Source organism: Streptomyces sp. NPDC059443 (assembly GCF_042750105.1).
Taxonomy (GTDB): Bacteria; Actinomycetota; Actinomycetes; order Streptomycetales; family Streptomycetaceae; genus Streptomyces.
This window is the reverse complement of record NZ_JBHYVM010000008.1, coordinates 59931-71333: the sequence shown is the minus strand read 5'-3', so window position 1 is coordinate 71333 and position 11403 is coordinate 59931. Positions and strand designations below refer to the sequence as shown.

The 11403-nt window shown below is 72.2% G+C and carries 12 protein-coding genes; 4 read left to right on the top strand and 8 right to left on the bottom strand.

Annotated elements, in window-relative coordinates:
* Window positions 1-132 precede the first annotated feature (132 nt).
* On the bottom strand, window positions 133-474 hold the full coding sequence (locus ACFXDJ_RS10330; protein ID WP_384661592.1) for a hypothetical protein: 342 nt from the start codon (window positions 472-474) through the stop codon (window positions 133-135).
* Between the two features lie 159 nt (window positions 475-633).
* Between ACFXDJ_RS10330 and ACFXDJ_RS10325 the strand changes: the two genes are divergently transcribed.
* A complete protein-coding gene (locus ACFXDJ_RS10325) occupies window positions 634-1845 on the top strand; it encodes a helix-turn-helix domain-containing protein (RefSeq protein WP_384848784.1) in 1212 nt (403 codons plus the stop codon).
* A gap of 81 nt (window positions 1846-1926) precedes the next feature.
* Here the strand turns inward: ACFXDJ_RS10325 and ACFXDJ_RS10320 are convergent, their stop codons facing one another.
* From ACFXDJ_RS10320 to ACFXDJ_RS10295, 6 genes are all read right to left on the bottom strand, one after another.
* A complete protein-coding gene (locus tag ACFXDJ_RS10320) occupies window positions 1927-2406 on the bottom strand; it encodes a pentapeptide repeat-containing protein (RefSeq protein ID WP_384848781.1) in 480 nt (159 codons plus the stop codon).
* A gap of 160 nt (window positions 2407-2566) precedes the next feature.
* The gene (locus ACFXDJ_RS10315; RefSeq protein WP_384664157.1) at window positions 2567-2938 is read right to left on the bottom strand and encodes a hypothetical protein; all 372 of its coding nucleotides are present in this window, start codon (window positions 2936-2938) and stop codon (window positions 2567-2569) included.
* A 149-nt stretch (window positions 2939-3087) separates the two neighbouring features.
* Window positions 3088-3360, bottom strand: coding sequence for a hypothetical protein (locus ACFXDJ_RS10310; protein ID WP_384651436.1), 273 nt, complete (start codon window positions 3358-3360; stop codon window positions 3088-3090).
* A gap of 189 nt (window positions 3361-3549) precedes the next feature.
* Complete coding sequence (locus ACFXDJ_RS10305) at window positions 3550-4104, bottom strand: RNA polymerase sigma factor (protein WP_384651438.1); 555 nt, start codon at window positions 4102-4104, stop codon at window positions 3550-3552.
* Between the two features lie 161 nt (window positions 4105-4265).
* Window positions 4266-5558: a sensor histidine kinase gene (locus tag ACFXDJ_RS10300; protein ID WP_384651440.1), complete on the bottom strand. Its 1293-nt coding sequence runs from the start codon at window positions 5556-5558 to the stop codon at window positions 4266-4268.
* On the bottom strand, window positions 5555-6232 hold the full coding sequence (locus ACFXDJ_RS10295; RefSeq protein ID WP_384651442.1) for a response regulator transcription factor: 678 nt from the start codon (window positions 6230-6232) through the stop codon (window positions 5555-5557). Before ACFXDJ_RS10295 ends, ACFXDJ_RS10300 begins: the two co-directional genes overlap by 4 nt.
* Window positions 6233-6362: 130 nt before the next feature.
* Here ACFXDJ_RS10295 and ACFXDJ_RS10290 point away from each other — a divergent pair, with 130 nt between their 5' ends.
* A complete protein-coding gene (locus tag ACFXDJ_RS10290) occupies window positions 6363-7979 on the top strand; it encodes an alpha/beta hydrolase (protein ID WP_384848778.1) in 1617 nt (538 codons plus the stop codon).
* Between the two features lie 119 nt (window positions 7980-8098).
* Window positions 8099-9814 carry a protein kinase gene (locus ACFXDJ_RS10285; protein ID WP_384848775.1) on the top strand — a complete coding sequence of 572 codons (1716 nt, stop codon included), beginning with the start codon at window positions 8099-8101 and terminating at the stop codon, window positions 9812-9814.
* Window positions 9815-9836: 22 nt separating this feature from the next.
* Here the strand turns inward: ACFXDJ_RS10285 and ACFXDJ_RS10280 are convergent, their stop codons facing one another.
* Window positions 9837-10808: a helix-turn-helix domain-containing protein gene (locus tag ACFXDJ_RS10280; RefSeq protein ID WP_384848772.1), complete on the bottom strand. Its 972-nt coding sequence runs from the start codon at window positions 10806-10808 to the stop codon at window positions 9837-9839.
* 148 nt (window positions 10809-10956) lie between these two features.
* Between ACFXDJ_RS10280 and ACFXDJ_RS10275 the strand changes: the two genes are divergently transcribed.
* Complete coding sequence (locus ACFXDJ_RS10275; RefSeq protein ID WP_384651450.1) at window positions 10957-11319, top strand: hypothetical protein; 363 nt, start codon at window positions 10957-10959, stop codon at window positions 11317-11319.
* Window positions 11320-11403: the final 84 nt, after the last annotated feature.

Genomic DNA, 11403 nt, shown 5'->3' with positions numbered 1-11403 from the left:
TACGTGGGGGGGGGGGGGGGGGGGGGGGGGGGGGGGGGGGGGGGGGGGGGGGGGGGGCGCGGCGCGCGGGGGGGGGGGGGGGGGGGGGGCCCCCCCCCGGCCGCGGCGGGGGGGGGGGGGGGGGGGGGGGGCTTACGCGCAGCCACGCCATCCGGTGGTGCCCTCGGTGATGCAGAGCGTGGCGGCGTAGCGACCGTCCACGACGAGTGCGTGGTCTCTGATGTACTTGATCTCAGAGGGACCGGAGAGGCTGCCCGCGTAGACCCGGTAGTCGGTGTCGGGCCCGGTGAGCGTGAAGGTGTACTGGCTGAACCGCTCGCCAGAGTTGTAGAAGTAGCTGTTCAGGCAGAGCTTCTCGCCGCTGCGGGGCCCGGTGATGCAGTGGCCGACGGACGCCTGGGCCGGGGCCGCCAGCACCACGCCGGACAGGGTGGCGGCGGCGAGGGCCAGGGTGGTGATCGTCTTTCGGAGCACGGTGTACCTCCAAGGTTGCGGGACCGGGGGAGCCGGGACGAATCCGGGGCCGCCTTCCGGTATGCCGGGAGCCAATCTTGGGGATGGGTCGCATGTTCGACAGCCTCTGACAGGGATCTGACAGGGATCTGACAACATCGAACACCGGGGGAGACAGCAGTGAGTACGGCCGAACAGGGCGGGCCTGTCGCGGGGCAGCGCCAATCCGCCGTCGCGGACTTCGCCGCCGCACTCCGTCAGCTGCGTCTGGAGGCAGGGAACCCCTCGTTCCGGGCGATGGCCGGGGCCACCGGAGCGATCTCCCACACCACGCTGCACGAGGCGGCCTCCGGATCCCGACTGCCGTCCTGGCCCACCACCCGGAGCTACGTCCGGGCCTGCGGCGGCCACGAGGCCGAGTGGCGCCGACGCTGGCTCGCGGCCGCGAGCGCCGCGTCCGGCGGCGAGACGGCCGATCACCGCCCCCCGGAACTGGAGGCCGCGCTCCCGCTCCCGCTCCCGCACCCGCACCCGCACCCACACCCACAGGAGCCCGATGAAGGGCTTCCGGCCGACGCCGGTCCGCCGACCTCCGCCGCCGAAGACGTCACGCCGCCCGAGCCGCCGCAGGACGCCCCGGCCCGGCCGCGCCGCTTACGGCGACGCAGGCACGTGCTCACGCATCTGGTCGCCCTGACGGCCGGCGCCGCGCTCGGCGCCGGAACGGTGCTCGCCACCGACCGGGACAACGTCCCGGCCGCCGTGCCCGTAGCGGCCGCGCCGAGCTACGTCGCCCGGGTCGCCTCGGCGACGGGGACGACGTACCAGACGTCGACGACGCTCCCGGTCAAGCGCGCGGTCGCCGCCGGCGAAACCCTCGTGGTGCCGGTGATGCTCACCAACACCCATCCGGGGGAGGTCCGGGCGACCGACAGCCAGGGAAACACCTACCTGATTGCCGCGGACCAGACCGACGGCGCCGCCGATGACCGCACCCTGATCCTCACCGCGGCCGTGACCACCGCGCTTTCGCCTTCGGACACGATCACCCTCGGCTACCCGTCGACCGGTGAACAGCACGTGATCGTCGACGAGTTGACCGCCGTCAGCGCGGTCGACCAGCACGCCGCCGCTACCGGCGCGCGGGGCACGGACTTCAACTCCGGTACGACGCCGCCCACCAGCGTCGGCCCCAAGCTGGTGTTCGGCGTCGTCGGCGTCCAGGGCGGCGCGCCGGTGACCTGGACGGACGGCTTCACCGCCCTGCCGACGTTGTTCGTATCTGCCGACCAACTGGCCACCGGCTACAAGCGGGTGACCGCCGCCGGCTCCTACGCGGCCGTCGGCACCTGCGACCGCCAGTGGATGGCCGGCGTCATCACCTTCGCCTGACCGGATCCACCGGTCCGCGTCCGAGACCCGGCAGGTGGCCGCCGGCCGGTGCCGCGCGGGTTCGCATTCGGGTGGAGGTCGTCACGTGCCTTTTACGGTGAGGCCTACGTGTCGCGCCAGGGCGGGGGCCAGGTCCAGCAGCTGGACCGGGCTGATCGTCGCGCCCTTCAGGGTGGATCCGCGCAGGTTGACCGAGTCGAACTTGCACTGGTGGAAGACGGTGCGGTGCATCTCGGAGACGTGGATCTCGGTGCCCGCGAAGACGCCGGCCGTGCACTCGCTGTCCAGCCAGGTGGTCTCGGCGAGGTCGGTACCGACCATGCGGACCGTGTGCATCCACACGTCGTCGAAGCGGGAGCGCCGGTAATGGCCGCGGTGGAAGGCCGCCGAGGAGAAGGCCGACTCGCTGAACTGGGAACTGCCGCCCTGCACGTCCTCGAAGACGGAGCCGTCGAAGTGGAGCCACTCGTACGCGCCCTCCCGCTCGATCTCCCCGGCGAACGGCTCAAGGCGGTGCGCGTACGGCAGAGCCGGCAGGTCACGGGGGGCGGGGACTCGCACGAGTGCTTCCTTCTGCGGACGGTGGGGTCGGACGGGGCGACCCTGAAGGCCGCTCGAATCACCCAGACAGTCTATGCAAAACATAGGAAATGGGACAAATTCTCCTCTCTTTGTGGTACTCCCCGACCGGGGTGAGCGGAGCGTTACGGGATGCCGGCGGTCAGCTGGGGTTCTTCGGGACGGCCGCGGCAAGGCCCCAGGCGGCGCCCGCGGTGCCGAGCAGTTCGGTGCTGCCAGGGCGGCCGAGGGCGAGGAGGACCAGCCCGACGGAGAAGGAGACGGCGCCGCACAGGACGAGCCCGATGCGCAGGACCGTGCGCGCCGCGCGAGGAGCGCTCGCGCGCCAGGCGCGGCGGCGGTCGCGGCGACGGGCGGCGGTCTTGAGGCGGCGGATCCGGCGCCGTTCGGCCTTGGCCGCCTCGTACGCGTGCTGCCGGCGGGTGAGCTCGTACTCTGCGGCGGTCAGCAGTCCGTCGATGCGGGCGGCTGTCCTGGCGGGCCGGGGACGGGTGGGCCGGGGACGGGTGGGCATCGCGGTCTCCTGGGGGCTGCCGTGGACGGGAAGGGTCTTCACCGGGTACGACGAAGGCCGGGGCCCCGAGTGGGAACTCCACTCGGGGCCCCGGCCATGAAGGGCGTCCCTCAGGACCTGTCGTGACCTGTCGTCGGGCTCGCCGGCGCCTACGCCCTCCGGGGCTCGAAGCTGCCCTCGGTTTTGTGCCTGTCGATCCGCGCGACGTTCACCTGGGTTGCGTTCGCCGGTGGTGTACCGGCGCGGTCGGTCGTGGACACGTGGCGGGTGACGTGGACCGGAACGACCGGAACGACCGGAACGACCGCGCCGGCGAAAACGGAGAAGTCGGGCCTGGGGGTACGCAGGCGGTCGATGAAGACGGCGCACGCGTTGATCACCAAAGTGATCAGAGCGAGCAGCAGAGGCAGCGGGTTGCGCATCCGCCGGCCCCTTCCTTCTCGCTCGGACTCCTGAAACAACACTGTTCCTCCTGCACTTGGGCCACTTTGCTGCCGATCACGGTCGGCGGTAGGGGTAGTTCCCCACGTGGGCCTGCGATTCCCCGCGATGCGCGGCCACCCGGCGCTTTCCTCGGGGGCGTTGGGAGAACCGCAGACCCTGGAAGGGAGCTACGCGTCCCGCCCCAGGCCGGGCTTGTACTTGGCGATCTTCTTCTTGGCCCGCGTCAGCGCCTTGCGGACATTGGCGTAGGGGGCGCTCATGGCCACGGCCGCCTGTTTGGCGGTGAAGTCGTGCACGCAGGTGAAGTAGAGCGCCCGACGCTCCATGTCGGTGAGGAGGATCTTGAGCTCGTCGCCGATGTCGGCCCAGTACACGCCGGAATCGTCGAGCGGTACGTTCTCGTGCTGCTCCAGGACGGCGGTCCCGTGGCCGAAGAGGACCTCGGCGCGGCTCGCGATCGCCCGGAGCTCATCCATGGCGCACGTGTGGCACACGCTCCTCATGTACCCGCCGATGTTGAGGACCGGCTCGTCGCCGTCGCGGAGCCGTTTCGCCATCTTCGTCAGGGCTTCCTGCCAGACGTCCTTGACCCGGTCGGTGTTGCAGTGCTGGCCCAGGCACCGTGCGATGTACGGGGTGTACTCCAGCCGCCTGCGTTCGAGGTCCTCCAGCTGCTCCTCGACGGAGATCGGCGCCGTCTTGCCGAGGCCCAGCAGCGGCAATCGGCGTCGCCTCTGAAGTGGGAGACGGGGGTTCGGTGCGGAATCGGATGCCACGGGGAGGTACCTCGCGTTCGAAGTTCACGTGCATGGATGCCCTGACACACGAACGACGTGGCGGGGGCCATCCGGTGGGAACCTCCTGGCGGACTTCGTTCGGTCGGCTACTTCGTCCGGGGCGGCAGGCGCAGGGTGAAGCGGGCGCCGCCGCGGGGGCTGGGGGTGGCGTCGAGGGTGCCGCCGTTGGCCCGGGTGACCCAGGAGGCGATGGAGAGGCCCAGGCCGCTGGAGCCGGAACCGGAGGTGGATCCGGTGGTGGATCCGGTGGTTCGAAAGCGCTGGAAGAGGGAGTCGGCCAGGGCCGGGGGGATGCCCGGACCGGCGTCGTCGACGGTCAGCGTGCCATCGGCGGTCACGGTGAGCTCGACCTCCGCCGGCTCGCCGGGGGCATGGCCGTGGACGAGGGCGTTGCCGAGCAGGTTGGCCACCGCCCGGCGCAGGAGGTCGGGGTCCGCGACCACGACGACGGGTTCCGTGTGTACGGTCACGCGGTGCCCGCCGGTCTCGGTGTCGGTGTCGTCCACGACCGTTTCGACCAGCTGGTCCAGGCGCATGGGGCGGCGGTCGGGGGTGCTGACGCCGGCCGTGATCCGGGCGCGGGTGAGCAGGCCGTCGATCAGGTCGCCCATCCGGGTCGCCAGGCGTACGGTCCGTTCGAGCGCGGCGGCCCGGTTGGCTTCGTCGCGCAGCGCGGTCTCGGCGAGGACGCGCAGCGAGGCCGCCGGGGTGCGCAGGTCGTGGGCTGCGTCGGCGAGGAACTCCTCCTGCTGGCGCAGCGCCGTCAGTACGGGCTTGATCGCCCGTCCGGAGAGCAGGTGTCCGGCCGCGCCGGACAGGGCCACCAGGGCCGCGCAGCCGCCGATCAGGAGCAGCGTCAGCCGGCGGTGTGCGGCCTGGTCCGCGGACATGTCGGCGGCGGCGACCAGCGCGCCCTCCGGTTTTCCGCCGTCGGGCCCCGTGTAGGGCTCGGCGAGGAGCCGGATGTCCCGGCCTTCCTCGCTACGGGCCTCCACGACGACCGCGTCGCCCTCCTTCACGGCGGCGGCCGCCGCCTCCACGACGTCCTCGGTCCGGGGCCATGCGCAGGCCTGGCGCGGCTGGTAGACGACGGTGGGCTTGTTCCCCGTCGTGGCCACCACGGTGAGCAGCGGGCACTCGGTCTCCACGCCGTCCTTCAGGGCCTGGACGTCGAGTTTCCCGTTCTCGCCGGTGGCCAGCAGCGGGATCGCCCGGCTCGTCTGAAGGTTGAGCGTGTCGTCGAGCTGGTTGCGCCAGGAGCCGTCATCGGTGCGGACGGCGAACGCCGCCAGGGCGATCAGCCCGACCGCGCTCGTCAGGGTGAACAGGGCCGTGAGCCTTCGGCGCAGCCGGCGGGCGCGTGCCTCGGCCCCCGTCATGCCCGGCCGGCGGCGGGTGGTGCCAGGCGGTAGCCGACGCCGCGCACGGTGTGGATCAGCGGTGGGTCGCCGAGCTTGCGGCGCAGCTGGGAGACCAGCACCTCGATGACGTTGGAGTTGGGCTCGGTCACCTCGTCCCAGCACTTCTCCACCAGGTCGGCGCGCGGTACGGCCTGGTCCGCCCGGGCCGCGAGCAGCTCCAGTACGGCGAACTCCTTGCGGGTCAGGAGCAGCAGCACCCCGTCCCGGTGCACCTGCCGCCGGGCGGTGTCGATCTCCAGGTCGGCGATCCGCTGCACCGGCGGCCGGGTCGCTCCGGCCCGTCTGCACAGGCTGTGCACCCGCGCCACCAGCTCGGCCACCGCGAACGGCTTGACCAGGTAGTCGTCGCCTCCGACGGCGAACCCCGCGACCCGGTCGGCGACCGTGTCGCGGGCGGTGAGGAACAGCACGGGAACCTTCCGCCCGGCGCGGCGCAGCTCGTCCACGTAGTCGATGGAGTCCCCGGAGGGCAGCGTCCGGTCGAACACGGCGCAGTCGTACTCCGTGACGAAGAGCGCCTCGTCGGCGGCCGGCAGATCGGCGGCCTCGTCGACGGCCAGCCCCGCGCCGCGCAGGGCCGCGGCCACCGAGAACCGCAGATCGTCGTCGTCCTCGACCACCAGTACTCGCACGGCGGTCAGGATAGTCCGGCCCGGGCGGCGGCCCCCGCCCCGGCCTCATCAAATCCTCAGGTTCCCTCGGGGACCATCCGTACAGGTCAGAGCGAAATCGAACACGCCCCCGTCCCTACGGAGTCCTCACATGAACCACCCGGCCCGCAAGCGCGGCAGCATGATCCTGGCCCTCGCCGCACTCGGCGCGACGGCACTCGCGGGCTGCTCCCCCGCCCATGACCAGGCACGCCCGCCCGGCGGCGGCACCATAACCATCGATCCTTCCGCGCGGAGCGATCTGAAGGACTTCTACCGGCAGAAACCCACCTGGACGCGATGCGGCGAGCTCCAGTGCGCCACGCTCACCGTGCCCATGGACTACGCGCACCCCAAGGACGGCCGGACCTTCACCCTGCCGCTGGCCAAGGCCGTCGCCGCGGACCCCGGCCGGCGCATCGGCTCCCTGGTCTTCAACCCCGGCGGCCCCGGCGAATCCGGGATCGACCACCTGAAGTCCGGCGGCGCGTCCTCCTTCAGCGAACGGACCCGCGCCCGCTTCGACATCGTCGGCTTCGACCCTCGCGGCGTGGCCGGAAGCAAGCCCGCCGTGGACTGCGGGTCCTCCGACCCCGCCGACGCGGACCAGCCCGTACCCGGCGCCTCCGACGCGTCGACGACCCTGTACCCGAAGACCGACGCCGAACGCCGCGCCGCGCTCGCCGACGCCGAACGCGAGGCCGCCGCCTGCAAGGCCCGCAGCGGCGCGATCCTGCCGCACGTCGGCACCCTGGACGCCGCCCGGGACATGGACGTACTGCGCGCCGTCCTCGGCGACGACAAGCTCACCTACCTCGGCTGGTCCTACGGCACCTACCTCGGCACCGTCTACGGCGAGCTGTTCCCGCGCCGGGTCCGGGCACTCGTCCTCGACGCCGCGGCCGACCCCGCACTCGACTGGTCCGAGGCCGCCCTCCAGCAGGCCAAGGGCTTCCGGAATTCGGTGGAGGACTACGCCGGGCAATGCGCCTCCGTGGTGGGAAGCGCCTGCCCCGCCGCCACCCCGGACGGCATCCGCAAGGTGATCACCGATCTGTACGCGCGGGTCTCCAAGCGCCCGCTGCCCATCAAGGGCACCGACGAGCGGCTCGACCAGACCATGCTCAACACCGCCGTCAGCATGTCGATGTACTCCCCCGAGTCCCAGTGGAAGCCGCTGTCCGAGGCGCTCCGCGCCGCGCACAAGGACGGCGACGGAACGAAGCTCGCGGGGATCGCGGACCCCGGCACGCCGGCCGGGGACGACAGCTCCGACGACGCCGGAGCCGATGCGGGCGCCGACGGCCATCAGAGCCCCGGCAACTCCTCCGACGCCCTCGTCGCCGTCAACTGCCTCGACCAGCCGCACCCCAGGGACCCGCAGTCCTACTGGGGCCTCCTCGACCGGGCGGACCGGGAGGCCGGGGCGTTCGGCACCTCCGGCGTACTGGCCGAGCTCGTCTGCAAGGACTGGCCCGCCGGGGAGCAGAAGCCGCACCGCGTCAAGGCGGAGGGCCTCCCCCCGGTCCTGGTCGTCGGCACCACGGGCGACCCGGCCACGCCCTACGAGTGGGCGCGGAACCTCGCCGGCCAGCTCCCCGGGGGCATGCTGCTCACCTTCCGGGGGGCGGGCCACACCGCCTACGGCCGGGGCAGCGCCTGCGTGACCGACGCCGTGGACGCGTACCTCCTCGACCTCGAACCCGTCCCGGACGGGAAGACCTGCTGACCGCGCGCGTCGCACCGTCAACGGAGTTGGTTCATCAGGCCATTTGATCGTCAAACCGACTGCGCTCCGGGTACGGTCTTGGCCTGTCAGGGGGACCGGCGAGGGGGAGCGTGCTGGGCATGGAGCCATTGACGGCGGATGATCCGGAGAAGATCGGTGAGTACCGGCTGCTGCGCCGGCTCGGCGCGGGCGGGATGGGGCGGGTCTACCTCGGGCGGACGGCCGGTGGCCGCACGGTCGCCGTCAAGGTGGTGCACAGCGAATTCGCCGTCGACGCCGAGTTCCGTACCCGGTTCCGCCAGGAGGTCGCGGCGGCCCGGCTGGTGGGCGGTCAGTGGACGGCCCCCGTGCTGGACGCCGACACCGAGAGCGAACACCCCTGGGTCGCCACCGGCTACGTCGCCGGGCCGACGCTCGGCGCGGCCGTCGGGGAGTTCGGGCCGCTGTCGGACCGGGCCGTCCGCACGCTCGGCGCCGGACTCGCCGAGGCCCTGGCCGCGGTGCACGGGCTGGGGCTGGTGCACCGGGACGTCAAACCGTCGAACGTCCTGCTGGCCCTGGACGGGCCCCGCCTGATCGACTTCGGCATCACCCGGGCCCTGGACGCGTCCACCACGCTCACCCGGACCGGCTTCGTGGTCGGATCCCCCGGCTACATGTCCCCCGAGCAGGCACAGGGGAAGCCGGCCGGGCCGCCCAGCGACGTGTTCTCCCTGGGCGCGGTACTGGCCTTCGCCGCGACCGGCATCGCTCCCTTCGGGGACGCCGCGAGTGCGGCGGTACTGCTGTACCGCGTGCTGCACGAGGAGCCGGAGCTCGGCGATCTCGACGGAGACCTGCGCGGCCTCGTACTCGACTGCCTGGCCAAGGAGCCGGGCGACCGGCCGACGCCGGCCCAACTGCGCGAGCGCCTCGAAGGCGGCGGGGTCGGCACCCTGCAACTGGGCCGCGGCGGATGGCTGCCGGCCGCGGTGTCCGGTTCGCTGGCGCAGTTGGCCGTCGAGCTGCTGGACCTCGATACGGGTCTGGGCGCGAGCGGCGCGGGCGGCGTCGGCACGCCTGCGGGAGCCGAACCGGTTCCCACCCCGCCCCAGGCACCACCGCAGGCAATGCCTCAGGCAGCGCCCCAGGCACCGCCGATCCCCCGGACGTCACCGCAGGTACAGCCATCGGCCTACCACCCTGGCCCGAGCACCCCGCCGTACGCCCAGGCGTTCCCCCCGGCGGGCCCTCCGGGGGGTTCTTGGCCGCCGCAGGGGCCACCGCCCCGGCGGAGCCGGAACGGTGCGATGGTGGCGGGTGTAGCCGTGGTGTCGGTGGCGGCCACCGCCGCGCTGACGCTGTGGCTGACGAACGGCTCGGAGGCCGACAAGAGCGGGACCTCTCAGGGAACGGGCTCGGCCCCGGCCCAGCCGTCCACGGACTCGGACGCGAACTCGAACACTCCCGGCAAGCCGCAGGGCCGGCCCGCCTCGCAGCCCGCGCAGCCGGCCGGCGGCATCCCGGCCGCCTTCCTCGGGACCTGGCAGGGCACCGTGACCGGTACGGCGTCCGTGATGACCGCCGCCACGTACCGCATCGAGCTGACGCAGGGCAACAAGGGCGAGACGATCGGGCATTCCGTGACCACGCTCGACAGCATCGGCCTCCAGTGCCCGGGCACCGACGTCCTGGTTTCCGCGTCGGCCGGATCGATCACCCTGACCGAGTCCCCGGCCAGTACCGATGCCCTGTGCAGCGGCCGGCCGGTCACCGTGACCTTCAAGCTGAACACCAGCGGCAGCCTCCAGGCGACCGCGCCGGGCCTGAGCGGCGAGCTCACCAAACAGGGCTAGGGCCTACGAGGCTGCGGGCGTCTCAGCGGGTGGCCGGCAGCCAGCCGTCCTGGACCGCGTGGACGCCTGCCTCGAAGCGGCTGCGGCCGTCCAGGCGCTCCATGAGCTCGGCGGCGATGCGGCGGGCGGTCCGGGGGGAGACGCCCAGGCGTTTGGCGATGGACTCGTCGGTCAGTCCCTCCGCCAGCAGCTGGACGACCTCCTTCTCCTGCCGGGTGCGCCCGTCGGCGTCGCGTACCGGAACGGCCCCCAGGGGGACGGCAGATGCCCACGTGGACTCGAACAGGGCGCACAGCGCGGTGACGGCGCCGGCGCCGTGCAGGACGACCGCGCCGACATGGGCGTCGGTGGTGTTCACCGGCAGCACCGCGAGCCGCCGGTCCATGATGATCATGCGGACGGGGAGCGACGCGGTGGTCCTGACCTGACCTCCCCGCTCGCTCAGCCAGTCGACGTGCTCCTGCGTCGCCTGGTCGTTGCGCACGCTGTCCAGGTAGATGGTGCGCATCCGCACGCCCCGGTCCAGCATCTCCGCGTTCGGGCCCCGGCTGGCCCGCAGATCGGCCTCCGGATGGGCGCCGCCGGGCGCGAACGTCAGTACCTCGCTGGTGACTTCGTCGCTGAGCTGCGCCAGCCGGTTGCGGATCTCCTCGATCCCGGACAGGGACTCGTTCTCGCCCGAGGACTGCGGCTGGGAGGTCGCGCAGTCGGCGATCAGCTGGGCCGCCGCGGCCTGGCACAGGGCCAGGCGCTCCTGCTGGCGGGCCAGCAGCAGGTTCATGGCCGCTTCCGGCCCCAAGGGGGCGAATCCGCTCGGCGCGTGGTCCACGGAACGTATGAGCGCCATGGAGCTGAGCCGGTCCAGGGCCTCGCAGAGGGTCGGCTCCTGCAGTCCGAGGCGCTGCGCCAGCTCCGGCACGCCGTCCTGGGGATTGGTCAGCATCCCCCGGTAGACCTGCTCGGCTATGGGGTCCAGGCCCAATGTCTGCAGCATCTGTTCTTCGTTCTCCCCGAGTGCACGCAGGCGTACTGTGCCACCCGCTGTGTTGTCACGCCCAAGTCGTGGACGTTTCATGCAAATGCATAAAACGTCCTGGCTATCCCCTGGCGAGGCAATATAGCGCAGGCGCACGATCTGATCCATGTACCTAATTCACCTCAAACTCGGCTTGACATCAGGCGGGTTGGTCCCGCCTGGGCTCGGGGACCTCATCCGCTCGGCCGCGCGTCCCGGCGACGGCCTCCAGCACGTCACCGTCCATGCCGACGTCCCAGGTGGGCCCGTGCTCGGGATGTTCCTGACCGCCGAACGGGTCGAGCAGGCGGAAGTGATGGCCGGCCTGCTGTGCCGCCGGGCGCTCGCGACCTCACCGAAGCTGCGGGGCGTCACGCTCCTGCGGGGGAAGGCGGAGCTGGTGTGGGCGTCCTACGACGGGTTCCCGGAGCGTGGACAACTTATGCCAGCGGGAAATCCGTCCACCGGGAACCTCTTCCATCCGTTCTGACCAGCGGCCAGAGTTGGGGATGTCAGCCGGTGAGCGACAAACACCGGCTAACACCGAGTCGAAGGAACGCGGACGGGAAATCGG